This is a genomic window from Vibrio sp. 1CM24A (genome assembly GCF_023161725.1).
Lineage (GTDB): Bacteria > Pseudomonadota > Gammaproteobacteria > Enterobacterales > Vibrionaceae > Vibrio > Vibrio coralliirubri.
In genome coordinates this window covers 310,626-336,149 of the sequence record NZ_JALNTS010000007.1, presented here as the reverse complement: position 1 = coordinate 336,149, position 25,524 = coordinate 310,626, and the positions used below count along the sequence as shown (strand labels likewise).

Here is a 25,524-nt window from a genome sequence, read left to right as displayed (position 1 = left end):
CATCATGGTTATTTAGCTTATCCAACCAAAGATGACGCTTACTGTCAATTTTACGCTTTACACCCTGTAAAACGCAGATTACATAGGTTTACCTTAATTTTGCACCTCAAGCTACCGAAAGCTAAGGTTTTTCTCTACTATGCACGCCTTTATTGGTTAGGTAATTATAAAAACGATGGAAAAACACTCACGTAAAGAAGATTGGGTAGCGATTCTCACTGGCACGTTTTTAGTGGCGTTAGGCGTCTTCTTTTTACAGTCAGCGAACCTGCTTACCGGTGGTACTACTGGCTTGGCTCTGCTTTTGAGTCAATTTTTGCCTGTAACCTTTGGTATTTTGTACTTTGTTGCCAATTGTCCATTCTATTTATTAGCATGGAAACGATTTGGCCGTAGCTTTGCTATTAGCAGTGCGATTTCTGGTGCTTTAGTATCTGTGTTTGCCGATCATTTATACTTAGTTATCTCGCTAGAAGTTCATAACGAGATCTATTGTGCTGTTGCCGGCGGCTTATTAATGGGCTTAGGTATGCTAATCCTATTCCGTCATCGCTCAAGTCTTGGTGGCTTCAACGTACTGTGCTTGTTTATCCAAGACCGCTACGGTATCTCGGTAGGTAAAACACAAATGGGTATTGATGCGTGTATTCTGTTTGCATCGTTCTTCTTCGTGTCACCTTGGGTAATTGCCGTATCTGTATTAGGCACCGCAGTATTAAACATCGTATTGGCAATGAACCACAAACCAACTCGCTACTCGGTGAATTACGCGTCTTAATACCAATCACCCTGTGAATTACTAGCTGTTTTTAATAACAAAAACAGCTAGAATTTAGGTTTTATAAACCGTCGCCTTTTCTATGCAAGATTACCTCTCTAGCGCCAAAGACCAACAAGCCTCTATTTATATTGAAGGCTTGGAATTCAACCCCAACACACGAGTCTTAAGCTGCGACGAGCAGATCATCGATTTAGAACCTCGTTCTATTGAATTACTCGAACTGTTTCTGACTAGCGTGGGTGAACCGCTCGCTGCTGAGCACATCATTGAATCTGTATGGCAAAGTAACTTCATTTCTAAAAATGTTCTGACAAACCGAATCAGTACCTTACGTTCAGTACTTCAAAAACACCTACCAGATAGCGACGCGACCAAAATACTGGTGACTTATCCACGCAAGGGCTACTTCCTTAATCCAAGCTCGGTTAGCTTTGCCGCGAGTTCCCCAGATACCGAAGCAGATGATACCGCCATAGAATCTCCAACCAGTCAAAAAGGATTTACCTCCAATCCGGTTAATCCTTGGCTTGTTGTGGTGTCTTTGGTTTTGCTGATCAGCACAGCGGTAATGGGTTATATGCTTTGGCAATCTTCGACTCGTGCTTCCGAAGTCGAACGCGACCAACGATTGATTCCTAAGGTCGAACTTCTTCTGAATCGATTGGATGCCATTGGCGATAATTCCAGAAAATACCGAAAAGTCGTAAAAGCATTAATACTTCAACAGCAGATTGAATACGCCTACACCGATCTTGCTAACCAAGATGCGCCAAGCTACTTCCTTGACCCTATAGATAGCTCTCCCTTCTTTCCGGGCGCCAAGAACATGCGTACCAGTGATTACCTGCTTAACATTCAGTTGAAGGATCAAGAAGTAGATAAGCGCCTTGTCGCTAAAATAAGCCTGATTTACCCAAACTCAGGGAAGCTGGCATTTGGTGGGGTTTACTCTATTGATGTTAATAACATCAGCAGCAGCGTTATGGAGATCAACCGAGAGTTGGCTAACTACTTTGCTCTGCCCGCACCATTGTCGCCAGAATGGTCAGTCGATAATACCGAAGTCAGCGAATTGCTGAGTGGAAAAACCATCACGTTTGATGGCATCAAGCTCAACACCATGACGTCTACTCTGATTGCACGACAACTTGCTCTATTTGAAACGGATCAGAAGAAGCTCATTGCGTTCACCAATCTTGTTCAAACTCGATTTAAGTTACTACCGGACGAACTCAAACTGTGGGTTGGTATCATTCATTTCAAACTGAGAGACCTGCAAACCGCAAAAGAACTTCTGACCAATACCTCAGGAAACTCTACGATCGAAAATGCGTTGGTTTATATGATGGTTTCTCACATTGCTTATAAGCAAGGCAACATGGAGAAGTTCCGCCTCAACTACATGGAGTCTCTGGTTGCGTTATTAAGAGTGGTTCCATCCGAAGACCTATTCGCTCGGCTATCTAAACCGGAATCCAAATCGACCTGCCTACAACCTTGGAAGAGCTTAAAGCTAAGCGTTAAAGAGCCTTTAATCATAAAGCAGTGGGAAAAATTAATGCTTAACTACTGCACCGCTGTCGGGCAACAGTTCTCAAAGGACAAAGAAAAACCCTTTAAAATAAATAACTTAAATATAAATTAAGATCTTATGTGACTTCGTTTTTTGCCCTATTTACTCCTCAAACAATAGCATTCCTAAAAACATCGAGCCCACCAAGGGCTCCCAACTTTAGGAATGTTCAACATGACAAAAACAATGACGCTACTAGCGACCTCTCTCTTTGCTCTCTATGGTTGTGGCGGCGGAGGCGGCTCTTCTTCTGGTTCTACAGACGGTAATAAAGGTCCAAGCAGTCAGGTTGATTACCCTATTGCGAGCTCTGCATTTTCCCCTAAACCAGAAACAACATTGGGCTACTCATTTACCAAAGATGGTGAGACTGAAGGCGTAATGACAATGAACTTCACTCCTTTAAGCGGTGAGCTCATTATTGCAGGGTTAGAAGAGGAGGCTGGCAATGAAGCGGTCGTTCAAGTTATCAATGACCTGATCAATTACGGCATCACCGAATTTTATGTTTCTGAAGACATCATGACAAATGTTGAAGGTACACAAGAAGACGGCAGCATTTATTTTGCAGGCCCTGACCGCGGTCTACATGAAATCACCAATGCTTACTTTATTGGTAGCCAATACATCACAACCGTAATGCGCAGCAGCCCTCTTTTCCGTTTGAAAGGAACTGACGTAAAAGAGAGTAACCCAATCATTGATATCAGTGAGGAAACCGTTTCATTGCAAGTGACGTTAGATGGCGAAGCAGTCGCTAACATGCTGAATGACTTTGAAGACAACTCGTGGGTATCAAGCCTGCGAACTGATGCGTCATGCCAAGTTACTTGGCAGCAAGAAATCAATGAAACAGGTGTACGTAAAAGCTTCACTGTTTCGGGTAAATCCATCGAAGCTGCGAATCTTACGGAGAAAAACACCTACTACATCAACTGTGAAGGTATGGATTCAACACAATTTGGCACATCATCAGAGCGCTGGTTCAACCCTAGCATCGGTTTGATTGAACAGATTGAATTGATGTCTGTAGAGCAATCTACGATCGAAGAATCAGCAGCGGTACTGACCTCGATTAGCTAGCCCTGACTTAGATTCACTGAACCTGAGCGTAACGGCTAACTACCCACAAACAATAAAAAAGGCTTTGGGGAGCACTCCAAAGCCTTTGTAAAAGCCTAATTCTTTAAGGGGAATAGAATTAGGCTTATTGAAATGAAACAAGGTTAACCTTCAATCAAGAGAATACGAGTCTCGTAAGGACGTAACACTTGATGATGTAATGCAACTGAAGTGTTCGCTTGTTGATAGTTAGACAACAAACTCTTCGCCTTAGTCATATCAAAACGTTCCGGTAAAACGCATTCCGCCTCTTCGCCATAATAGTTGTTAATACACAGCAAAGTTTGACCTTCGTTCTGACGTGCATACGCAAAAATGGATGAGTGTTCAGGCAGTAGATCTTGATAACTGCCATCCGTAATCACTGGTACTTGTTTACGTAACTCAATCAAGCTCTTATAGAAATAGAAAACAGAGTCTTTGTCTTCCAGTGCTTGCTCAGCGTTAATCTCAGAGTAATTATTCGCTACATCAAGCCATGGCTGAGCTTGTGAGAATCCTGCGTAAGGCTCACTGTTCCATTGCATTGGTGTACGAGAGTTATCACGAGACTTCTGCGCCAAAATCGCCATCATATCTTGATGCGCCACACCATCACGGTTGACCATGATGTCGTACATATTGGTACTCTCAACATCACGATACTGGCTAATTTCAGTATAGCCAGGGTTAGTCATGCCAATCTCTTCACCTTGATAGATATAAGGTGTGCCCTGCATCATGTGGACAGAAGCGGCGAGCATCTTGGCTGATTCAACGCGATATTGCTGATCGTTACCTAAGCGGCTCACCACTCTTGGTTGGTCGTGGTTACACCAGAATAGTGCGCCCCACCCTTTGCCATTCAATCCCGTTTGCCAGTGGTTAAAGATCGATTTGAGCTGTAAGAAGTCAAACGGAGCATTAGTCCACTTCTCACCATTGGTGTAATCAACCTTAAGGTGGTGGAAGTTAAATACCATCGATAACTCGCTGTTATCAATGTTTGAGTATTGCTGGCAGTGTTCCAACGTGGTTGAAGACATCTCGCCGACGGTCACGCTACCGTACTTCTGAAACACTGCTTCGCTGATCTCTTTCAGATATTCGTGCACACGTGGGCCATCGGTATAGAAACGACGACCATCACCAATATCATCATTAGAGAAATCTTGCTGCTTTGAAATCAGGTTGATCACGTCCAAGCGGAAACCGTCAACGCCCTTTTCAGCCCAGAAGCTGATAACGTCTTTCACTTCTTCACGTACAACCGGGTTCTCCCAGTTCAAATCAGCCTGTTCTTTGGCGAATAAGTGTAGGAAGTATTGCCCTGTCGCCTCATCTAATTCCCATGCATTACCACCGAACTTAGACTGCCAGTTCGTTGGTGCTTGGCCACCTACTGGATCTTTCCAGATATAATAATCGCGGTACGGACTGTTTTTGTCGCCCAAAGCAGATTGAAACCATGCATGCTCTGTCGAGGTATGGTTTACCACGATATCCATCACGATACGGATACCACGTTGGTGCGCTTCAGACAGCAATAAGTCGAAGTCTTCCATGGTGCCGAATTGAGGATTAATCGCGTAGTAGTCTGAAATATCGTAGCCATTATCGATCATTGGTGATGCGTAAACCGGGGTTAGCCAAATCGCATCGACACTCAAATGTTTGAGGTAATCCAGTTTCGAAATGATCCCTTTGATGTCGCCAGTACCTTTACTGCCACTGTCGCAGAAGCTCTTTGGGTAGATTTGATAGATGGTCGCGGTTTTCCACCAGCTTTCATCATGTTCAGTCATCGCCATCTCTAACACTCACTTACCAGAAAATATAAAATAAAAATCACCATGTGAATCATGGTCGAATAGCCGTTATAACTAAAAGAAAAACTATAACTAAGAGAAAAGCGATGGCTCACTTTGGAGTCATCGCTTATTAAATGCATTACGCGTTCGCGGTTTCTAACTCACCCTTGGATTGGGCTCGCTTGTAGAAAAACAGGGTTAGCGTGATAGGCAGTACTATCGCCACCAGCATCGCGACTAGGTAAATCGACCAATATTGAGGTTGAATCGATAGGATGCCCGGCAAGCCGCCGACACCGATACCATTCGCCATCACACCCGCGCTGCCACAGATTGCGGCTGCAACAGCACTACCAATCATTGCGCTCAGCATTGGGAATTTGTATTTAAGGTTAATACCGTACATCGCAGGCTCTGTTACACCTAAGTAGGCTGAGATTGCCGCTGGAACCGAGATGTCTCGTTCACCTTCACGCTTACTCAAGATAATGATGCCGACTACTGCCGATGCTTGTGCAATGTTTGATAGTGCAATCAAAGGCCAGATTGGTGTGCCGCCTAAGTCTTGCATCAGTTGCAGATCCACGGCGTTGGTTGTGTGGTGAATACCCGTGATAACCAAAGGTGCGTAAAGGAAACCAAATACCACTGAACCAAGAATCGCAAAGTCACCTGTCATTGCTGCTTTAGCTGCGAATGCCACACCATCGCCTAACATACGACCGAATGGGCCAATGAAAGCGTGCGCTAGAATCACAGACAAAATAATCGATACAAATGGCACAACCACTAGGTACAAGTAAGCAGGGACGATGCGCTTAAGATTAGTTTCAATGAACGCCAAAGCCACACCCGCTAACATCGCAGGGATCACCTGAGCCTGATAACCGACCTTTTCAATCACGAACAGTCCAAAATCCCATACCTCAGGTACCGATTTACCTATCATGTATGCGTTCATCAGTTGTGGTGAAACCAAGGTCACACCGAGCGTGATACCCAAAATGGGGGTTCCGCCAAGCTTCTTAACCGTTGCCCAACACACGCCAACCGGTAGGAAGAAGAAAATAGCTTCGCCGATCAACCATAAGAAAGAGTGAACGGTTGCCCAGAATTGACTGATTTCAACGAGGGTTTTGCCGTCGAACATGCGAATGTCGCCAATCACATTACGGAAACCAAGAATCAAACCACCAGTAATGATGGCAGGCAGCAGTGGTACGAAAATTTCGGCTAAATGGGAGATACCACGTTCAAGGAAGTTCATGTTTTGACGAGCAGCCAGCTTCGCCTCATCTTTTGATGATGCCTCTTTACCTGTCTGTTCAATCAGAAGTGCGTACACTTCATCAACTTCAGTGCCAATCACAACTTGGAATTGGCCTGCGTTAGTAAAACAGCCTTTTACTAGCTTCAGTTTTTCGAGTTCAGCTTTGTTGGCCTGCTCTGTATCGTTCAATACAAAACGCAGTCGAGTCAGACAGTGGCTGACACTCGCAATGTTTTCTTTACCACCGACTAACTCGATAAGACGCGCAACGTCTTGCTTCGCTATCTTACTCATACTACCCCACCCTGGTTTCATTCAATTACTCATCTAAACCATGCAGCTATAACCACTCAGATTTAGACCCATGGGAACATTCCCAATCGCGGTTATTATAATGCCCGCATGAATGATAAATTAAAATGGGAACAGTCCCATTAATTGAAAGAGATCACACTCTAATTTTAATCTAAGCGGTTCAATTTCGCTTAATTGAGTGGATTATAGAATAGGAGATTGGGTGTGATGAGAGATCTCTGAATTGCCTAAAAGCTGAGAGATCAATAGATTAGCAGCCAGCTTACCTGCAGATTGGTAACCAGGATCAATACTAAATACTCGCGGGAACAAGAAGGAAAGAAGATCATTGCCACCAACGCCCGTGACGACCACATCTTCACGCTGTAACTCTTGCAGACGTTTTATAACGCCAAGGGCCAGCGTGTCACTGGCACAAACGATCGCTTGAGTCTCGGGAGTTAAAACCTCATCCACCAGCTGATAAGCACTTTCGTGATGAAGCTGCCCAGTACGATAGTTTGCCACTGAACCTGTATTTTCACACCAATCAAGATAAGCCTTAAGGCGCAGTTCACCAGTTGATTTATCACTAGGATCAACCCCGATAAAACCAACGTCAGAGATCCCCTGATCCGATAAATGCGCCAACGCACTATTGATCACCTGCTGGTTATCATAGTTAATCGATGTGACATTCTCGGTATCCAGAGCAATCACCACCGCTTTGTGTTGCCAAGCTTCAATCGCAGGAATATCGCAGTCAGTAAAACCAAATACAATAATGCCATCAACGTTACGACGCTTTAGAACTTGCAGGTGCTCATTGGCTTTATCTCTATCAAGTTGGCTTTCCATGATCACGACATCGTAATCCGCTCGATACAACTCAGCCAGCATAGTGCTAACGGCTTTGTTTTCAGAGGGAGAGTCCAAACGAGAGATGATCACGCCGATGACTTTTTGGCTGCCACCGCGCATCGATTGCGCAGACTTTGAAGGCGTGTACCCAGATTCTTGAATTACTCTTTCCACCCTTTCACGGGTTTCAGGTTTCACTTTTGGATCATTGGTCAGAACGCGTGATACGGTTGACTTACCAACACCGGACAGCTTTGCAATATCAAGAATAGTGAGTTTTTTGCTCATAAAAAGTCTAACGTTAAAGGGGAGAGAAGAAAAAGTGAGGGTAGATTCCCTCACTTAACTGTTTGTAAATATTAGCAGTTCTACTATGACTTACTTTTGGCAATTTCGATAGACTACGCGACCAAGTTCTAGACGCGCATTGTCACCTTTCGTGCGCAAAGTGATGCTGTTAATCATCTCTGAAGTGCCATCATCTAAGATGTATTTGGTTCCAGAGCCCGCTGGAACTTGAGTCAGGCGGTATTCATTATCGGGCAAGCGTAATACCGCTTTTTCATTATCAAGGTAAGACACATCAAACGAAACGTCAGACTCACATTGATAAGTCACGAATTGCTCGTCCGATACTGCACCATCAGGCGTTGCGGATTTAGAACACCCGAATAACGCTACCGTACATAGAGATGCTATCAACAATGCTTTCATACTGCGTTCCTCATCTTTATATAGTGAACAACACTTATATCTAAGTGAAAAAGACTTAGTGTCTTAACCTTTTAAGAAAGCGGGTACGTCTTTAATGCTATCAAGTACCACGCTAGCCAACGCTTCACCTTTTTCAGTGATTGGTTTACCGGTTCTTACCAAGACTTTAGTACCAACACCTGCCGCTTCTGCAGCCATCATGTCTTCCGCTTTGTCGCCGATCATGACCGAGTTAGCCATATCAATCTTCAGAAAGTCACGAGCAGAAATGAACATGCCTGGCTTTGGCTTACGACATTCACAATCTTGCTTGTAGTCGCCAATACCGTGTTCCGCGTGGTGCGGGCAGTAATAGATTCCATCAAGCTCAACGCCGTTATCGACAAAGTTCCAATCCATCCACTGCGTCAGAGAAAGAAAACGGTCTTCACTAAACATGCCGCGAGCAATACCAGATTGGTTGGTCACTAGCACCAATAAATAACCCATATCTTTAAACGCTTTCGCCGCTTCAAACACACCATCGATGTATTCAAAGTCATGCTCATCATGTACGTAGCCGTGATCAACGTTAATCACACCATCACGATCTAAAAAAACAGCAGGTTTAGACAAAATTTTGTTCTCTATCAACTCTCTATTAATCATTAATTATTACACGCTTTATTTGCTTCATCACTATCTATTTAGTTTTGCGTTCGTTAACGATTTGTTTCAAGCTTAACCATACAATCGACGTTTAGCCGTCTAGACGTAAAAATATCTATTGACTTAGATCATAGAACACCATAGCATCGTCTGTAAATCGAGCGAGCTATCGACATATTATTCTGTTCTACCTGCACGGGTTTCTCTATGATTAAAGTGAATCAAGTCAACAAGGTTTTTTATCAAGGCACTAAAGAAATCAATGCCTTAATTGATATCAACCTCCACATTCCTCAAGGTCAAATCTTTGGAGTCATCGGCTCTTCTGGTGCAGGCAAAAGTACCCTGATCCGTTGTGTAAATATGTTGGAAGCTCCGACCTCTGGTGAAGTGATTGTTGACGGTATCGACCTAACAAAACTCAGCAAATCAGAACTTAGCGAAGCGCGCCGTAACATCGGCATGATATTCCAACACTTCAACCTGCTGTCTTCTCGTACTGTATTTAACAATGTAGCACTACCTCTAGAACTTGCTGGTAAAGATAAAGCGATTATTGAAGCGAAAGTCAGCGAGTTACTTGAATTGGTTGGCCTTGCTGATAAGCGTGACACCTACCCGGCAAACCTAAGTGGTGGTCAAAAGCAGCGTGTGGCGATTGCTCGCGCACTGGCTTCTGACCCGAAAGTACTGCTATGTGATGAAGCAACCAGCGCATTGGATCCAGCAACAACTCAATCAATTCTTGAGCTGCTGCGCGAAATCAACCGCAAGCTGAACATCACTATCCTGCTTATTACTCATGAGATGGATGTAGTGAAAAGCATTTGTCATGAAGTTGCGATCATTGGCGGCGGTGAATTGGTAGAGAAAGGCACAGTCGGTGACATCTTTGCTCACCCTAAGACAGAGCTAGCACATCAGTTTATTCGCTCAACATTGGATCTGACGATTCCTGAAGATTACCAAGCGCGTTTGCAAGAGACTCGCGTAAACAGCAGCTACCCACTAGTACGCCTTGAATTTACGGGCGCAACGGTTGATGCTCCGCTGATGACTCAGATTGCACGTAAATTCAATATCGATGTCAGCATCTTAAGCTCTGACCTTGATTACGCCGGCGGCGTGAAGTTCGGCATGATGGTCGCTGAGCTGTTCGGTAATGAAGCAGATGATAATGCTGCTATCCAATTCCTACGCGACAACAATGTAAAAGTAGAGGTGCTTGGTTATGTCCTTTAGTTTCAACGAGATTGCTGACTGGATCAGCCTTAACGGTAACCTTCTATTAGGCGCAACAGGCGAAACGCTTTACATGGTTGCTGTCGCAGGCATTGTTGGCTTCGCTGTCGGTATTCCATTAGGCGTGATTCTACACACGACTAAACGAGGTGGTCTGCTAGAGAACACCAAGGTAAATAAAATTCTCGGTGCGATTGTGAACGTAGGTCGTTCAGTGCCTTTCTTAGTTTTGATGGTTGCTATTATCCCACTGACCAAAATGCTGATTGGTACCTTCATCGGCACGACAGCAGCGATTGTTCCACTGACGATTGGCGCTATCCCATTCGTGGCTCGACTTATCGAAAGTGCACTACTTGAAGTACCAACAGGTCTAGTAGAAGCGGCTCAATCAATGGGCGCAACACCAACACAAATCATCAATAAGGTTCTGCTTCCAGAAGCACTACCGACTATCATCAACTCAGTAACGATTACGCTAGTGACTCTGGTGAGCTACTCAGCAATGGCCGGTACTGTGGGCGGTGGTGGCCTAGGTGATGTCGCGATTCGTTACGGATTCCACCGCTACGATGTGACCATCATGGCTGTGACAGTAGTGATGTTGATTGTGCTGGTACAAATTATTCAATCAATCGGTGATTCATTAGTTCGCCGCGTTGACCACAGATAAAGACTCACGCATAAAGATTAGAGTCCTCTGAACCCAATTAAATAGATTTATTAAAAGGAGATTATTATGAAATTTAGCCTTAAAGGTTTACTAACTATCGCAGCAGCAGCTTCAGCGCTAGTTCTAGCAGGTTGTGGTGATAAAGAAGTGGATACTTCTAAAGTAAAAGTTGGCGTAATGGCAGGTGCAGAAGCGCAAGTTGCTGAAGTGGCAGCTAAAGTAGCGAAAGAGAAATACGGCCTAGATGTTGAGCTAGTAACGTTCACAGATTACGTAACACCAAACGCAGCTCTAGATGATGGTTCTATCGACATCAACGCATTCCAACACGCACCGTACCTAGATCAGCAAGTGGCTGACCGTGGCTACAAGCTAACTATCGCTGGTAACACGTTTGTTTACCCAATTGCGGGTTACTCTAAAGAAGTTAAATCGGTAGACGAAATCCAAGACGGTGCTCGTATTGCAGTACCAAACGACCCTACAAACCTAGGTCGCTCTCTACTTCTTCTTGAGCAACAAGGTCTTCTTGAACTTCGTGAAGGCGCTGGTCTTCTAGCTACAGTTCGTGACATCGTGGGCAACCCTAAGAACCTAACGATTGTTGAACTAGACGCAGCTCAACTGCCACGTTCTCTTGATGATGTTGCTCTATCTATCATCAACACAACTTACGCGAGCTCTATCAACCTGACTCCACAAAAAGATGGCGTATTCGTTGAAGACAAAGATTCTCCTTACGTAAACCTAATCGTTTCTCGTGAAGACAACCTAAACGCTGAAAACGTACAGAACTTCGTTAAAGCTTACCAAACTGAAGAAGTGTACAACGCAGCTTCTGACATCTTCCAAGGTGGCGTCGTTAAAGGTTGGTAATCAACTAAACGACTGCACTGTATAGATACCCGAAGGGGCTGACATAACGTCAGCCCCTTTTTATTGGTTAGGATTTACCAGCAAGGTCGACTTACCACCAAGCTTCCACTTGCATACCGACACTCATTTCACTGTTCTTACCTTCACCGAAGGCATTGTCGTTTTCAGCATCATTCAGGTAAGTGGCGAAGATACGGAATTCAGGACGAGACCAGAAACCCACTTGTGGAACCCAAGCCTGAGCGATGGTGAATTTACCACCTGCCCCATCTTGGTTATCAATCGTTTCAACAAAACCACCAATTTCAAGGATGGTACGCATGCGCTTGTCCCACTTATAAAGCGGACGAATGACGGCACTGAAAGAGTCATCATCGCTATTATTCGCGCCGACACCCGTAGACATGGCATAACGAACAGTATGGCCAAACTCAATATTCTCGCCAATCGCAAGTACGCCCCAATTAATCAAACGGAAGCCATCGGCGTCGTTGTTGTTTGCATCACGAACGATGCCTTTACCCGTTCCAAAAGTCGTCATCTGCTCGGCATAACCAGAGTTAGCAACCTGTAGAATGGTTTTGTTGAAACCGCCTGATAGGTTTTGATTCAAGCTCGCGGTTAGCATTACGCTGTCATCCGCATCCACCGTTTGACCTTGTTTTTCATTGGCGAAGTTCATATCAATACCAACCTCAAGATCAGCATTGTTCCACAATGGAATGCCCGCATAACGTATATCAGCAATCATGGCTGTGGTTTCTTTGCCATCAAACACATCGCCAGTCACCGTGTCTTGAATCAAAGCCACCGATAATTTACCAGGGCCCATATTGATGTGTTCAACGCCGGCACCAATACCACTGACATCCCAGTAGTAGTTATCAACGATGTGCACATCATGACGTTGGTAGTAGCGCTCACCAGCCCAAATACCAATGTCCTTGTCTTCAAAAAGCCCTACCGCTTGAACATTGAGCTGAACTACATCAACGCTTTTATCCGCCGCGTTCTCATCTTGGCCTTGCCAGTACGACAACATGGAATCAACTACAAATGAAACGTCGTCCTCAGCATACACCTCTTTCTTAAAGCCAAACTCGCCATACAGGTCATTCTCGTTGCCGAGTCGGCCAACTTTACTCACCTCCCACTTGCTGTTTGAGCCGCCTTCATTACTCAGGCCAACGCCTCCGCGCATGTAGCCATTGAACTCTAATGGTGTGGTTTCATCAGCGTATAAATTAGGGGCAAGTAAAGCAGTAGAGAGTGCAGCAGCAATAGGTAACAGTTTCATCGTCCATTCCTTTCAGATCTAGAATCAGGTTATTATTTATAAATGGGAACATTCCCATGGGATCGGTCCCATTTATATTGAGCAGAATATAAATTGAAAGAGAACTGATTGATTATTGTGATCAGGATAACTATTGAGATAACTAAAAGTTGATGGGCGTTGGATTATTTCAATGAATACATTGGCGCTAAAGAAAGAGCTGAATATCACGTTCTGTACGTATTTAAAGGGGGAAAGGGTAACGATAAGAGAGTAATAAAGATCGAGCTAAGACAGGTAACCAAGTCACGGCATCGGGGATGATACAAGGTACTAAACATTTAATATAAAAGGAAAAAAATATCGGAGCACTAAATAGCACTCCGATATCTAAAGCATGACGCTTAAATAACTACAAGAAGACTACTTCAGGTGATCCCAAGAGATGTTTGACACCAATCGGCAGTCATCACACTTGAAATAGAAAATATCGTGGATAGGCGCATCTAGCAGCCATTCACCACCACATTGTGGGCATTTACGCTCTTTTTCATCTTTCAGGCTGATCCCACCGACACGGTATAAGTAGTAGTAGGTTGGAACCTTAGTCAGATATTCAATGCGCCCTCTTAAACCCCAACCGCGTTTAAACAGCACACTCTTCGTGTCACTGATCTCGGTTAGCGTTGCATGTTCCGCGCGACAACCACCACCCATTTGTACTTCATCACAGGCTTGCCATTCTGTCTGCCATTTCAACACGGCTTTATGATCGCCATTGAAGGTAGGTGGATTGCGATACAAAGGGATTGGCAGCAAACTATCGCCACTGCGCAGCGGCGAACAGGTATGCACGAATGTCGTGTATAACACCTGCCAGCTTGGCGTCTCATCTTCTGCCACTTCTTCTGAGTTCAGATCTCGACCTAGCAAACGCATTTTAGGCGCTAGTAGGCTCGCGTTAGACAAGCGATCAAAACACACTTTCACAAAGTCTGAGTGATTACGCGGGTGCAAGCTATCTTGCTCCGGGCACACAACGCGAACATAGAATTCACCATCGCCCATCACGATTGGGAACTCACGACCTAACACTTGTCCGTTATAACGAAGTGCATCCATTAAGCCATTAACAGCCTTGTCGACAGCGCTTACCGTTGTGTTATCAAAACACTCAAATTGAAGTTCTAGTACGTACATCTATTTATACCGCTGGTTGTAGCTTTTCTAAAAATTCTGCCAATGTCTCGGCTAGTACATCACGATTTTTGGTGCCTAAGCGCTCCAAAATCACGTTACCCGTTAGGTTACAGATAGAGATAACATCCAGCTCTGCATCGGTCGCGGCGATGAAAACCGTTGGTTTTAGCTTCAAGCGACGCTGAGTTACTAGGTGACCCAAAATGTTTTCTTGTAGGCATTCGAAGTCTTCATCACTCCAAATCTGTAACAGAGTCAAATCGTTACCATCAAAAGTTGCATTCATATCTGCGCTGAATTGTGCGCCGTAGAAAGTCTTGATGTCTTCATGCAGAGTCAACTCAATACCGGTTTCAACGTTGGTGAAATCCGCGAATTGATCACGTGGATAGTGCTTCCACAACACGGCGTCGCCACTCTTTTCTTCTACGCATGGCGATACGATGTCCACCAACTCCTCATTACGAGGTAAGCTTTGGTGTTGCTGCTGCCACGCGTCAACGTATCGCTGACTGAAAGAAAGTAGTGCGTCTTGAGCACGTTGAGTCATGAAAATCTCCTAAACACAAAATAATAAATAGAATCCGAGCCCTTTCCGCGCCGATTAAGCGATGACTTAATGACAGGGTAAGGGGGATTCAGTAAAATCGACCCCATTCTAATCGAATTTGAAACGAAAGTATGAGCAAATATTCTGACGCAAAAGAGCTAGCGGGTTTAACCCTTGGCCAAAAAACTGAGTACTCTAACCAATACGATGCAAGTTTATTGCAACCAGTGCCTCGTAGCCTTAATCGCGATGATCTTGCGCTAAACGGCGAGCTGCCTTTTGTTGGTCATGATATTTGGACGATGTACGAGCTTTCGTGGCTAAACACCAATGGCCTACCACAAGTTGCGGTCGGTGAAGTTTTCATCCCAGCAACCAGCCCAAATTTAATTGAATCAAAATCTTTCAAGCTGTACCTGAACAGCTACAACCAGACTCAATTTGAAAACTGGGATCAAGTAACCGAGCGCCTGACCCAAGATTTGTCGGCATGTGCAGGCGAAACGGTGATTGTGAATGTAAACTCAGTAACCGACTACACAAACCAACCTATCGTGACGATGGAAGGTGACTGTATCGACAACCAAGACATCCAAATCACTAGCTACGACTTTGAAGCGTCACTGCTTGAAGGCGCTGCTGGCAAACAAGACGTTGAAGAAACACTGCACAGCCACCTATTGAAGTCGAACTGTTTGATCACCAATCAACCGGATTGGGGCAGCGTTGAGATCGCATATTCTGGTAAGCAAATTGACCGTGAAGCTCTGCTGCGTTATTTAGTTTCTTTCCGTGAGCACAATGAATTCCACGAACAATGTGTTGAGCGTATCTTCACTGACATCATGAAATACTGTGCACCTTCGAAGCTAACTGTGTTCGCACGTTACACACGTCGTGGTGGTCTGGATATCAACCCATACCGTTCAACAGAGCAAGATAGACCAAGCCACAATAAGCGTATGGCCCGCCAATAATCAGGCGAGAACCACCCACACTTATTTGAACCTACCAAATCTTTAAAGGGACATTGAAATGCGTTGGTTATACGTTGTTAGTCTATTTATTTTAAGCTTAAGCACATCGGTCAATGCGTCGGTTTATTCGTCGGCGCTACTCAATGAAGCCAATAACTTGGTTGAGATCGAGCCGAGCCAAGCAAAACAAATGGCCAACAGCTACCTAACGCTGCGTGTCCTTTCTGATCAACGCGAGAAAAGCCCTTCTGCTATTTCTCGCGAAGAGACAGACTCTTCGATTCGAACACCAAACAGCAGTATCGATGCGTATAAGATCTTAGCCAAAGCGGAATACAACCTTGGCAATATGCGTATTGCGATTCAGCACATCGACAAAGCCTCTGAGCTAGCGCAAACCTATAAACTTGATTACCTAAAAATAGATCTTCAGATCCTAAAAGTGCGTTTACTTTGGCTGAGTGATAGAAAATCAGCCAAAGCAAAATCAGCGCTCACGAGCATTGAAGAAAATCTAGAGTCGGTGAATAAAACCTTGCGCTTAACGGAAGGCATTACCTATCGCTTGATCATGTTGAAAGCCAACATCGCCTCTTACGACAACAAGGTCGATGAAGCCGAGAAGTTCTATCAAGAAGCGAAAACCTATCTCGATCAGCGTTACTCTGAAAAAGTCACCATCGACTATCACATCTCCGTCGGTGAGTTTTATCTGACTCACAAAGAGTACAACCACGCATTATCTGAGTTGCTGTATGGATACTGGAAATCGGTAGAGGGTAATCTGAGTTCACGTTTAGCTAAGGTAAACCGCCTGCTTGCACAGCTTTTCTTTGAGCGCCAAGTGTTGGATAAAGCGCTAGAACACCTATCTCAAGCCGCTGATTTCTATGATAACTTTGAAAACTCGCCAGTCTTAGCACAAGTGCTTAAGAAAATGGGGGATGTGTACTTCTATCAAGGGAAATATAACCTTGCCTTGGTGCACTTCTTCAACGTTCTTGATCACGAAAGCACTGACCGAGATATCCACCAAGTCATTGATATCCGACTAAGTCTATCGGCAACCTACTTACGCCTTTATAACTACCCTCTAGCAGAACAGTACCTAACCCGTGCCCTTGAGCTGCTCGAATACACCGACATTCCAAAACTGGAAGGTCGTGCTGCACTGTTATCTGCAGGGTTAGCGTATCACCTACAAGAAAGCGAAGACGTGATAAAGCATGCGACACGTGCACTTGAGATATCGCGTCAGGTAGAAAATATGCGCCTATCGCAACGCTCGTACTACTTACTTTCTTTGGGTTATGAACAGGCTGGTCGCCCACAGCAAGCGTTGGCAAACCTTAAGCAGTACAACAGCCTTGTCTCTCTAGAGCAGCAAAAACTTAACCGTGTTGGCGAAGACGCGTTCCGTCAACAGAAAGAATTTGCCGAACAAACCCTGCACTACGCAGGCCAAGCACAAGAGCTAGAGCAATACAAACTGGAGCATCGTAAGTTCCAAAAAATATCGTTCGCCCTATTCCTGTTCAGCATTGTCTTGTTCTTCTTTGTTCTGCGCCGTGGCTATCTCATTCAAACCTTAGCCAAAGAAGTGGACTCACTGCGCACCGACCTATTTACGCACTCACGTTCAAAGCTTCCGAACTTAAGAATGCTCAATGCGAAGCTCTCTAACTCGCTGGAACAAACCAGCCAGACCTTCGAACAGTGGCAGCTTGGCGAATTGATTCATGAGCCACTCAACGACCGTTTACGCTTCGTGATGATTGATTTACCGTTCTTACGCAATATGTACACGCAGAACGGTTACAAAGCCGGTCTAGAACTGGAAGACGCTTTCGGTGAATTCCTAAAATCTAAGCTTGAAGGCCCAGCTCGTGTCTACCACTTCTCGGATGCGAACCTGCTTTATATCGAGCCAAACGCGGACCGTGATTTGTCGCCGGAAGCCATGTTCAGAAAGATTCAATCTTGGGTGAATGACTTCGAAACAGAGCGTAACATCAACCGAACGGTCCGTATGGGCATCGCTGACTACCCATTCTTGCCACGCGCTTACACCGCAATTAACGATCAAGAGCTGCTCGACGTATTGTTAATGTCGACCAATCTAGCTCGTGAGATCAGTCTCAAAGAGCGCAGTAGTCAATGGGTCTATCTAAAAGCTATCGATAATGCACCAGCAGCGAGCCTTGCAACTGGTAACATAAGAGAAGCGTGTAAACATGCGATTAATCAAGGGTTAATAAAAATACAATCCTCGTACCAGAATGAGGACAACATCAAAAAAATGCTAAAAGATGACTGATTTGCGAGCGGTTAAGAGCAGCAAGTCGTGACCTTATTTTTAGTTTTGTTATTATCGATGTAACGGAATTTCATCAAAATGATCGAGATCGGTCTACGCGGCGCTAATAAATACATCTATGGGCATTCTTGAAAAAGACATTCAGGCGCAACTCCACCAGCTGAAATCTCAGTTGGAGCAGGTCCGTTTGACGCAAAGAGACACCTCGTTCAAGTTTATTAGAGAACAGAAAGTTCTAAAGCGTATCGTCACATCTTTAAGTGACGCATGTGTTGGCAGTAACAGCCATTTAGATGAAAACCTCATTGCCCTTAGGGAAGAGCTAGAAAAGCAAAAAGACATTAGCTCGATGATCCCCAAGCTGGCAGTATTAGAAAGGATGCTTAAGCAGAAAACGTTGGCTATGGATAAACAGAACGGATATCTGGACGATAGCATTAAGCACAGTGGGGAAACGCTGCAGCGCATAACTGGCCTTCCAGCACAGCTAAAACGCGACCTACGAAACTTACTTAGCTTCTCCGAATGCAATGGCAGTCAGAAAGTCGACCATGCCATGAAACTTCTCGGTATTTATGAGCGTGCCATAAAGATTATGGCGAATAACTCACGCACCCATTTTGCCGACGCTGCGCACTCTCCGGAACAAGAGCTCCTTTCCGACCTATCAAACGAATTACAACATCTGATCACTGAACTCGACTTCGAGGGTGAATCGGGTGATCTGCTTACCGATATTCGAGCGAAGCTGCTGCTTGGAGTGTCCACACAAAACCTACTTGAGCTAACACTTCAGATCCTCAAACTGGTTATTGAAGGCACCAACCTAGAACGTAAAAAATCTGAACAATTCATCGACCAGCTTAACTCTTCTCTAGCGTCCAGCATCAAAACGGCAGACCAAAATGCCGACCAGAGCCAGAGCTACTTTGAGCACCGCCAAGGTCTGAATTCTGAGTTAAATGAACTTGTCACTAGAAGCCAAAGCTCGGTAGATAAAGCGAAAGATATTGATAGTTTAAAGCTGTCGATTAATCCGCTACTCAGTGAAATCGCCTCTCTTTCGGAAAGACTGAACCACGCAGAGCAAAAAGAACAAGCTCTGATAGAGAGAATGAGTTACGGAAAGACTCAGTTAGATTCACTCTATGAAGTGACCCAAGATTACCGTAAGCGTTTGGAAGATCAGGCTCAGCGTATGCTGCTTGATCCTCTAACCAAGGTTTACAATCGCACAGCCTTTACTGATCGCTTAGAGCTTGAGTATCGCCGCTGGATCCGTGCGCAACATTCGCTACGCGTAGTACTGCTCGACATCGACAACTTCAAAGCAATTAACGATAGCTTTGGTTATACCGCGGGCGACAAAGCACTCAAGATCATCGCAAGAACCATCACCAAAGAAGCAGGCACCACCGATACTGTGGCTCGCTTTTCAGGTGAAGAGTTTGTCTTATTGCTACCAGAGCAAACCGATGAATATTGCCATCAGGTGATTCAAAACATTCAAACTCAAGTAAGCCGCTTACCCTTTAAGTTTCGTGACCAACAAATCACGATCACTTTATGCGCGGCAAGTACTCAGTTTAAAGAGTCAGATACACCGGAAGAAGTGTTAGAGCGGCTCAATACAACGCTAAATAAAGCAAAACAACGCGGTAACAACCAACTTGTTTGGCACTAGGCCAGTCCTAGATTTAATTTATTTCATTTTTTCAAATACTTATCACATACCATTTCCCTCAATGTTTGCTAAGCTAATGATTAACATTCGCTTAACAAGCATTCTTGGCAAGCAACGCTGTCGTATCCGTTTCGTCTGGTTAACTCTCTCCCACCTTTAACCAAACACTTTCAACGTTTGCTTCTCACTCTCGAGCCAGAGGGTCACTTCAACGTCCCCTGCTCTTTTCAACAAGGAGGCACTATGATCACTCATATCAGCCCTGCCGGTAGCATGGATTTACTCTCTCAACTTGAGGTTGAGCGTCTTAAGAAAACCGCGTCTAGTGATCTGTACCAACTGTATCGTAACTGTACGTTAGCGGTCCTGAACTCGGGTAGCCACACCGACAACTCCAAAGAGTTGCTCGACAAATATCTGTCGTTCGATGTCGAAGTCGTTCGCCGTGAGCGTGGTATTAAGCTCGAACTGAGCAACCCACCAGAGCATGCCTTTGTCGATGGTGAAATCATCAAGGGTATTCAAGAACACCTATTCTCAGTGTTGCGTGACATTGTTTACGTCAACATGCATTTAGCCGATAACCAAAGGCTCAACCTGACTAATGCCACTCACATTACCAACCTTGTGTTTGGTATCTTGAGAAATGCAGGAGCGCTGACGCCGGGCATCGAGCCTAACCTGATTGTATGTTGGGGTGGCCACTCTATTAATGCCAGCGAGTACCAATACACTCGTGAAGTCGGTAATGAGCTCGGCCTGCGTGAACTGAATATCTGTACCGGTTGTGGACCGGGTGCGATGGAAGGCCCAATGAAAGGGGCTGCCATTGGTCACGCCAAACAGCGTTATACCGACCATCGTTACCTAGGGCTTACCGAGCCTTCGATCATTGCGGCTGAGCCACCAAACCCAATCGTGAACGAACTGGTGATCATGCCAGATATTGAGAAGCGTCTTGAGGCGTTTGTTCGTATGGCGCATGGCATCATCATTTTCCCAGGCGGCCCCGGCACAGCTGAAGAGCTGCTGTACATCTTAGGGATAATGATGCACCCGAATAACGCTGAGCAGCCAATGCCGATTGTCCTAACAGGTTCGAAAGAGAGTGAGGCTTACTTCCGCTCAATCGATAAGTTCATTGGTGAAACTCTAGGGCCTGATGCTCAGAAACATTACGAGATCGTGATTGATGACCCAGCACGCGCTGCGAAAATCATGAAACAAGCGATGCCAGATGTGCGCTCTCACCGTAAAGAGACCGGTGATGCCTACAGCTACAACTGGTCACTGCATATTGAGCCTGAGTTCCAACTGCCATTCGACCCAACACACGAATCTATGGCGGCGCTTGATCTTCATATGGACCAAAAAACCGAGAGCCTAGCCGCTAATTTACGTAAAGCGTTCTCAGGCATTGTGGCGGGTAACGTCAAAGCCGAGGGTATTCTGGAGATCGAGAAGCACGGCCCATTCCTAATTGATGGCGATAAAGAGCTAATGACCAAGATGGACCAACTGCTAAACGACTTTGTTGAGCAACATCGAATGAAGTTACCGGGCGGCTCTGATTACGTGCCTTGCTATAAAATTGCACCGAGCGAATAGACACACTCATTAACGAGTAACTAAGTGAGTGATAACCAATTGGTAGGCATAAAGTTAATCAGCTTATGACGTTTACGTCGCTAACGTTCCAACTCACCAAGTGATACGTTACTATAAGGGGCTAGCAGCCCCTTTTTTATTGCCTATTTAGTGGAAACTTATGTCTATCCATCTTGTTATTATCGATGCCTTAAACCTCATCCGACGCGTGCACTCTGTTCAGCCGGATCCAACCGATATAGCAAGAACCATCACTACCACTACTCGCACTCTCAATAAGATTCTGAATGAATCAAAGCCCACCCACATCATCGCGGTATTTGATCACCATTTACAAGACCGTGGCTGGCGCGCAGATGTGCTCCCTGCTTATAAGCAGAACCGTAAACCGATGCCAGAACCATTGATGAAAGGCCTTGATGCGATTCAACAAGCTTGGTGGGAGTTAGGTATTGATTCACTGCTGTCTGATGGCGATGAAGCGGATGATCTCGTCGCAACACTGGCAAAGAAAGTGGCAGACCACGGAGAAACGGTCACCATCATCTCGACAGACAAAGGGTATTGCCAGCTGCTATCACCCACTCTGCAGATCCGAGATTACTTCCAGCACCGTTGGTTAGACAAACCCTTTATCGAAGCTGAGTTTGGCGTAAAACCTGAACAACTGGCGGATTACTGGGGATTAACGGGCGTAAGCTCAAGCCAAGTACCGGGGATTCCAGGTGTCGGACCAAAAGCAGCCAAAGAGATATTAACCACATACCCAGATATCGAAGCGGCCTATCAAGCAGAAGATCTACCGAAAAAATATCGTAAGAAGTTCGACGAACACATCGAATCCGCTCGTGTATGTAAACAAGTATCAGCACTCAAAACAGACATTGATTTAGGGTTCAATCTGCAAGATATTCGTTACGAAGCAAATTCTTAAGTCGCAGTGACTCGATAATATTGATATAAAAAAAACGCTCCTAACAAGGAGCGTTTTTTTTGTTTATTAACTGCGTATTAGTGCGGTGAGATGTTTGAAAGCGCCTGAATGTGGACCGTGATCTCTTCGCGATCGTGGTAAAGGTGCTTAGCCTGCATCTTGAACTTCACTTTGTTCTCAATAAGGAACACTTTTAGGTTCTCGATATCTTGCAGTACTTCATCGTAACGGCCTTTCATAGGCAGTTTAAGGTTGAACAGTGCTTCTTTCGCCCAGCCTTTGATGATCCACTCACCCATAAGGTGAGCAACACGAGCTGGCTTCTCAACCATGTCACAGATAATCCAAGTTACGTTCTTACGGTCTGGTTCAAACTTAAAGCCATCCACCATGTGGTGCTTAATTTGACCCGTTTCCATTAGGCTGTCTGCCATCATGCCGTTATCAACACAGTGAACGAACATCGAGCGCTTAACCAATTGATAAGTCCAACCACCTGGACACGCACCTAAATCAACACCCCACATACCTGGAGCCAGACGCTCGTCCCACTCATCACGAGGGATGAATACGTGGAATGCTTCTTCTAGCTTCAATGTAGAACGGCTTGGCGCATCTGATGGGAATTTCAGACGAGGGATACCCATAAAGAACTGTGAGTTGTTCGTTGGGTAAGAGTAACCAACAAAACAGTGACCCGGAGCGATGAAGCATAAATGAAGCACAGGCTTCTTAGCGTTATCTTTCGCAGTCATCAGGCCTTTACCACGCATTGCTTGACGCATCGGCACAGTAAACTTACGGCAGAACTTCAAAAGCTCTTTTGCTTCATTAGTGTCTGGCGTTTCGATACGGATATCACCACAACGAGGGAAACCTTCTTTCTCAGAAAGCGCCTCAAGAATTGGAGAAATACGGTCATCGGTTGGCAGGTCTTTAATTTCAACAGCCACTGCCAGCATTTGACGAGCAAAGATCAGTGATTGGAAATCGATCTCTTTGATCAACTTATCCGCTTCACCTGCTTGGTAACATTCAAACAATACAAAACCTGTATTGTTCTTTAGGCGAGGAAAACCAAACACTTCCAGTTGTGTTGCCTTGTCTTGAATTTCGCCAGCACATTCTTTTTCAAAACCAGAGCGACAATAAAGTAGTACGTGTTTCACTGAGTTACCTCTTTTATATTCAAAGCAGCGAAGGAGAAGACTCCCCAACCAATGATAAATAGTAGACCGCCAAACGGAGTGATAGGGCCAAACCATTTTATTCCTGTCAGTGCCAAGCCATAAAGGCTGCCACTAAAACAAAGGATGCCGATGATAAAGCAAATTGCCGCAATGAAAAAATATTTTTGTGATTTAGCGCCAAGTTTCATCTGAAGCAGAGCACCACACGCCAATATCGCCAGAGTATGGATAAATTGGTACTGAACACCGGTCTCAAATACGCCTAGCAGATATTCAGGCAAGATAGCTTTCAAACCGTGAGCTGCAAAGGCGCCAAGCATCACAGCAACCGCGCCAGAGATGCCAGCAAACGTGAGTAAATACTTACTTCTCATTGAGTACCTCTTTAATAAACGCCGCTAGTTTCTCAACGGTTAACGCAATATTCTGCTGCTCGGTGTAACCAGAACTCTTACGAGGTTTAAAGCTGTGGTCGCCATCGGGAATAAATTCAACACGAATAGAATCAGACAGATCAAAGTCAGCAAACTCTTCACGCTTACCAAAGGTATCGCGCTCACCTTGTAAAATGAGGCAAGGCTTTGCTAACTCAGCTAAGTGCTCACCTTTGTACTTTTCAGGCTTACCTGGTGGGTGGAAAGGAAAGCCTAAACACGCCATTGCTGCCACTTTATCAACTTCAGACAAATGGCTCGCCATACGCCCTCCCATCGACTTACCACCAATCACAAGCTTATCGCCATCAACCTGCTCAATAATCTCTTGGTAGGCTTCAAGTAGCTTAGGTGCTCTGTCAGGTGGACGACGCTTACCATCTTCAGCACGTTTAATCATGTAAGGGAAATTGAAACGAATTACTCGTATCCCTTTAAAGGCTAACCCTTTGGCTACCGATTGCATGAACTCATGATCCATGCCTGCGCCAGCACCATGGGCAAAGATAAAGGTGATCGGATTGTCTTCACCATCAATGATGACGTTATTCATCGAGTAAGTCCTCTTGTTCACTTTGCGCTTTCGCTAGCATCCAGTCGCGGAAGGTAGCAATACGACCCATGTCGGCTTGTTTCTCATGACAAACCACATAGAAGGCGTTCTTACTCACCAACACTTCATCAAAAGGCGCAATCAAACGACCCGCTTCGATTTCAGGCTGCGCCAACACGTTGTTACCTAGAGCAATGCCCTGTCCGTGAGTCGCTGCCTGCAGCACCATGGTTGAGTGACTGAAGATAGGACCGTGATTAACGTTTACCCCGTCGATGCCATTTTGCTTAGCAAACTGTTTCCAATCTTTTCGAGAGGTATCATGTAATAGCGTATGACATGCTAAATCACTAAGAGATTCTAATGGTTTTACTCCTAGCAGCACGGAAGGTGAGCAAAGAGGGATCAAGTATTCTTGGTAAAGCTTATCGGCTCTAAGCCCCGACCAATTACCTCGACCATAATAAATAGCCACGTCTACATCATCGGTCAGCGAGCCTTCATCCATATCAACGGCTTTGATTCTTACATCAATATCAGGTTCTTGCTGATTAAAGTCAGCGAGCCTTGGTACCAACCATTGAATCGCAAAACTCGGCGGTAAACTGATGGTCAATGCGCCCTTCTCACTTCGCTCAAGCACTTTATCCGTCGCTTCTGCCAGTGATGTGAAAATATCTTTGATATCTAAGAAGTAGCTTTGGCCTTCTTCAGTCAGCAGCAAAGAGCGATTTCTTCGGCGAAACAGCTTCAAAGATAAGAATTCTTCAAGCGCTTTGATCTGATGGCTGACCGCCGCTTGAGTAACAAACAACTCTTCTGCGGCACGCGTAAAACTCAAGTGTCGAGCTGCTGCTTCAAACACTCTTAGCGAGTTTAATGGGGGTAATCGACGAGACATAGTTACTCTCTAAATAAGCATTAGTTTTTTTTATCTGAAACATTATAATTTGTCCA

General features: G+C 45.0%; 23 protein-coding genes. 11 read left to right on the top strand and 12 right to left on the bottom strand.

Going from position 1 to position 25,524, the window contains the following annotated elements:
* Window positions 1–175 precede the first annotated feature (175 nt).
* From MSG38_RS17320 to MSG38_RS17310, 3 genes are all read left to right on the top strand, one after another.
* The gene (locus MSG38_RS17320) at window positions 176–778 is read left to right on the top strand and encodes a YitT family protein (protein ID WP_017060757.1); all 603 of its coding nucleotides are present in this window, start codon (window positions 176–178) and stop codon (window positions 776–778) included.
* Between the two features lie 82 nt (window positions 779–860).
* On the top strand, window positions 861–2,426 hold the full coding sequence (locus MSG38_RS17315) for a winged helix-turn-helix domain-containing protein (RefSeq protein ID WP_061038720.1): 1,566 nt from the start codon (window positions 861–863) through the stop codon (window positions 2,424–2,426).
* A 102-nt stretch (window positions 2,427–2,528) separates the two neighbouring features.
* Entirely contained in the window at window positions 2,529–3,437 is a 909-nt protein-coding gene (locus MSG38_RS17310) for a hypothetical protein (RefSeq protein ID WP_248402290.1), read from the top strand.
* A gap of 143 nt (window positions 3,438–3,580) precedes the next feature.
* On the opposite strand, the gene treC is transcribed toward MSG38_RS17310, so the two are convergent.
* The 5 genes from treC to gmhB form a co-directional block, all read right to left on the bottom strand.
* Window positions 3,581–5,266, bottom strand: a complete 1,686-nt coding sequence (gene treC / locus MSG38_RS17305) for an alpha,alpha-phosphotrehalase (protein WP_048606705.1) — start codon at window positions 5,264–5,266, stop codon at window positions 3,581–3,583.
* Between the two features lie 139 nt (window positions 5,267–5,405).
* Window positions 5,406–6,830 (bottom strand): PTS trehalose transporter subunit IIBC, encoded by a 1,425-nt coding sequence (gene treB / locus MSG38_RS17300; protein WP_017063347.1) that lies wholly within the window; start codon window positions 6,828–6,830, stop codon window positions 5,406–5,408.
* Between the two features lie 204 nt (window positions 6,831–7,034).
* Window positions 7,035–7,979: a trehalose operon repressor TreR gene (gene treR / locus MSG38_RS17295; RefSeq protein ID WP_248402289.1), complete on the bottom strand. Its 945-nt coding sequence runs from the start codon at window positions 7,977–7,979 to the stop codon at window positions 7,035–7,037.
* 90 nt (window positions 7,980–8,069) lie between these two features.
* Entirely contained in the window at window positions 8,070–8,405 is a 336-nt protein-coding gene (locus tag MSG38_RS17290) for an MliC family protein (protein WP_248402288.1), read from the bottom strand.
* 63 nt (window positions 8,406–8,468) lie between these two features.
* Window positions 8,469–9,053: a D-glycero-beta-D-manno-heptose 1,7-bisphosphate 7-phosphatase gene (gene gmhB, locus MSG38_RS17285; protein WP_017060762.1), complete on the bottom strand. Its 585-nt coding sequence runs from the start codon at window positions 9,051–9,053 to the stop codon at window positions 8,469–8,471.
* A 207-nt stretch (window positions 9,054–9,260) separates the two neighbouring features.
* Here gmhB and metN point away from each other — a divergent pair, with 207 nt between their 5' ends.
* The 3 genes from metN (at window position 9,261) to MSG38_RS17270 (ending at window position 11,844) form a co-directional block, all read left to right on the top strand.
* Complete coding sequence (gene metN / locus MSG38_RS17280; protein ID WP_017060763.1) at window positions 9,261–10,295, top strand: methionine ABC transporter ATP-binding protein MetN; 1,035 nt, start codon at window positions 9,261–9,263, stop codon at window positions 10,293–10,295.
* The gene (locus MSG38_RS17275; protein ID WP_048612236.1) at window positions 10,285–10,968 is read left to right on the top strand and encodes a methionine ABC transporter permease; all 684 of its coding nucleotides are present in this window, start codon (window positions 10,285–10,287) and stop codon (window positions 10,966–10,968) included. Before metN ends, MSG38_RS17275 begins: the two co-directional genes overlap by 11 nt.
* Window positions 10,969–11,034: 66 nt before the next feature.
* Window positions 11,035–11,844, top strand: a complete 810-nt coding sequence (locus tag MSG38_RS17270) for a MetQ/NlpA family lipoprotein (RefSeq protein WP_019824947.1) — start codon at window positions 11,035–11,037, stop codon at window positions 11,842–11,844.
* Between the two features lie 91 nt (window positions 11,845–11,935).
* On the opposite strand, the gene MSG38_RS17265 is transcribed toward MSG38_RS17270, so the two are convergent.
* The 3 genes from MSG38_RS17265 to syd form a co-directional block, all read right to left on the bottom strand.
* Complete coding sequence (locus tag MSG38_RS17265; RefSeq protein ID WP_248366564.1) at window positions 11,936–13,141, bottom strand: carbohydrate porin; 1,206 nt, start codon at window positions 13,139–13,141, stop codon at window positions 11,936–11,938.
* A 402-nt stretch (window positions 13,142–13,543) separates the two neighbouring features.
* On the bottom strand, window positions 13,544–14,320 hold the full coding sequence (locus tag MSG38_RS17260) for a Zn-ribbon-containing protein (RefSeq protein ID WP_017060766.1): 777 nt from the start codon (window positions 14,318–14,320) through the stop codon (window positions 13,544–13,546).
* A 4-nt stretch (window positions 14,321–14,324) separates the two neighbouring features.
* Window positions 14,325–14,870, bottom strand: coding sequence for a SecY-interacting protein (gene syd / locus MSG38_RS17255; RefSeq protein WP_248402287.1), 546 nt, complete (start codon window positions 14,868–14,870; stop codon window positions 14,325–14,327).
* A 131-nt stretch (window positions 14,871–15,001) separates the two neighbouring features.
* Between syd and queF the strand changes: the two genes are divergently transcribed.
* The 5 genes from queF to xni all read left to right on the top strand — a co-directional run bounded on the left by queF (window position 15,002) and on the right by xni (window position 22,390).
* Entirely contained in the window at window positions 15,002–15,847 is an 846-nt protein-coding gene (gene queF / locus MSG38_RS17250; protein ID WP_248402285.1) for an NADPH-dependent 7-cyano-7-deazaguanine reductase QueF, read from the top strand.
* Between the two features lie 58 nt (window positions 15,848–15,905).
* A complete protein-coding gene (locus MSG38_RS17245) occupies window positions 15,906–18,164 on the top strand; it encodes a tetratricopeptide repeat protein (protein WP_248402284.1) in 2,259 nt (752 codons plus the stop codon).
* 118 nt (window positions 18,165–18,282) lie between these two features.
* Window positions 18,283–19,848 carry a GGDEF domain-containing protein gene (locus tag MSG38_RS17240; protein WP_081229491.1) on the top strand — a complete coding sequence of 522 codons (1,566 nt, stop codon included), beginning with the start codon at window positions 18,283–18,285 and terminating at the stop codon, window positions 19,846–19,848.
* 243 nt (window positions 19,849–20,091) lie between these two features.
* Window positions 20,092–21,456 (top strand): nucleotide 5'-monophosphate nucleosidase PpnN, encoded by a 1,365-nt coding sequence (ppnN, locus tag MSG38_RS17235; RefSeq protein ID WP_048612241.1) that lies wholly within the window; start codon window positions 20,092–20,094, stop codon window positions 21,454–21,456.
* A gap of 160 nt (window positions 21,457–21,616) precedes the next feature.
* A complete protein-coding gene (xni, locus tag MSG38_RS17230) occupies window positions 21,617–22,390 on the top strand; it encodes a flap endonuclease Xni (RefSeq protein WP_048612242.1) in 774 nt (257 codons plus the stop codon).
* Window positions 22,391–22,467: 77 nt separating this feature from the next.
* On the opposite strand, the gene rlmM is transcribed toward xni, so the two are convergent.
* Genes rlmM through MSG38_RS17210 form a run of 4 tightly spaced genes read right to left on the bottom strand, consistent with a single transcriptional unit; the run spans window position 22,468 to window position 25,468 of the window.
* On the bottom strand, window positions 22,468–23,559 hold the full coding sequence (gene rlmM / locus MSG38_RS17225) for a 23S rRNA (cytidine(2498)-2'-O)-methyltransferase RlmM (RefSeq protein ID WP_017070491.1): 1,092 nt from the start codon (window positions 23,557–23,559) through the stop codon (window positions 22,468–22,470).
* Window positions 23,556–23,954: a DUF423 domain-containing protein gene (locus MSG38_RS17220; protein ID WP_017060774.1), complete on the bottom strand. Its 399-nt coding sequence runs from the start codon at window positions 23,952–23,954 to the stop codon at window positions 23,556–23,558. The genes rlmM and MSG38_RS17220 overlap by 4 nt, the downstream gene beginning before the upstream one ends.
* Entirely contained in the window at window positions 23,944–24,567 is a 624-nt protein-coding gene (locus MSG38_RS17215) for an alpha/beta fold hydrolase (protein WP_041472884.1), read from the bottom strand. Before MSG38_RS17215 ends, MSG38_RS17220 begins: the two co-directional genes overlap by 11 nt.
* Window positions 24,560–25,468: a transcriptional regulator GcvA gene (locus tag MSG38_RS17210; protein WP_248402283.1), complete on the bottom strand. Its 909-nt coding sequence runs from the start codon at window positions 25,466–25,468 to the stop codon at window positions 24,560–24,562. The genes MSG38_RS17215 and MSG38_RS17210 overlap by 8 nt, the downstream gene beginning before the upstream one ends.
* Window positions 25,469–25,524: the final 56 nt, after the last annotated feature.

Coding starts and splice junctions, on each gene's coding strand:
- MSG38_RS17210 (WP_248402283.1), bottom strand. CDS start 25,468: ATGTCTCGTCGATTACCCCCATTAAACTCGCTAAGAGTGTTTGAAGCA.
- treB (WP_017063347.1), bottom strand. CDS start 6,830: ATGAGTAAGATAGCGAAGCAAGACGTTGCGCGTCTTATCGAGTTAGTC.
- MSG38_RS17260 (WP_017060766.1), bottom strand. CDS start 14,320: ATGTACGTACTAGAACTTCAATTTGAGTGTTTTGATAACACAACGGTA.
- MSG38_RS17270 (WP_019824947.1), top strand. CDS start 11,035: ATGAAATTTAGCCTTAAAGGTTTACTAACTATCGCAGCAGCAGCTTCA.
- MSG38_RS17265 (WP_248366564.1), bottom strand. CDS start 13,141: ATGAAACTGTTACCTATTGCTGCTGCACTCTCTACTGCTTTACTTGCC.
- ppnN (WP_048612241.1), top strand. CDS start 20,092: ATGATCACTCATATCAGCCCTGCCGGTAGCATGGATTTACTCTCTCAA.
- MSG38_RS17320 (WP_017060757.1), top strand. CDS start 176: ATGGAAAAACACTCACGTAAAGAAGATTGGGTAGCGATTCTCACTGGC.
- syd (WP_248402287.1), bottom strand. CDS start 14,870: ATGACTCAACGTGCTCAAGACGCACTACTTTCTTTCAGTCAGCGATAC.
- gmhB (WP_017060762.1), bottom strand. CDS start 9,053: ATGATTAATAGAGAGTTGATAGAGAACAAAATTTTGTCTAAACCTGCT.
- MSG38_RS17315 (WP_061038720.1), top strand. CDS start 861: ATGCAAGATTACCTCTCTAGCGCCAAAGACCAACAAGCCTCTATTTAT.
- queF (WP_248402285.1), top strand. CDS start 15,002: ATGAGCAAATATTCTGACGCAAAAGAGCTAGCGGGTTTAACCCTTGGC.
- MSG38_RS17275 (WP_048612236.1), top strand. CDS start 10,285: ATGTCCTTTAGTTTCAACGAGATTGCTGACTGGATCAGCCTTAACGGT.
- xni (WP_048612242.1), top strand. CDS start 21,617: ATGTCTATCCATCTTGTTATTATCGATGCCTTAAACCTCATCCGACGC.
- metN (WP_017060763.1), top strand. CDS start 9,261: ATGATTAAAGTGAATCAAGTCAACAAGGTTTTTTATCAAGGCACTAAA.
- MSG38_RS17310 (WP_248402290.1), top strand. CDS start 2,529: ATGACAAAAACAATGACGCTACTAGCGACCTCTCTCTTTGCTCTCTAT.
- MSG38_RS17290 (WP_248402288.1), bottom strand. CDS start 8,405: ATGAAAGCATTGTTGATAGCATCTCTATGTACGGTAGCGTTATTCGGG.
- MSG38_RS17240 (WP_081229491.1), top strand. CDS start 18,283: ATGGGCATTCTTGAAAAAGACATTCAGGCGCAACTCCACCAGCTGAAA.
- MSG38_RS17215 (WP_041472884.1), bottom strand. CDS start 24,567: ATGAATAACGTCATCATTGATGGTGAAGACAATCCGATCACCTTTATC.
- treC (WP_048606705.1), bottom strand. CDS start 5,266: ATGGCGATGACTGAACATGATGAAAGCTGGTGGAAAACCGCGACCATC.
- MSG38_RS17220 (WP_017060774.1), bottom strand. CDS start 23,954: ATGAGAAGTAAGTATTTACTCACGTTTGCTGGCATCTCTGGCGCGGTT.
- treR (WP_248402289.1), bottom strand. CDS start 7,979: ATGAGCAAAAAACTCACTATTCTTGATATTGCAAAGCTGTCCGGTGTT.
- MSG38_RS17245 (WP_248402284.1), top strand. CDS start 15,906: ATGCGTTGGTTATACGTTGTTAGTCTATTTATTTTAAGCTTAAGCACA.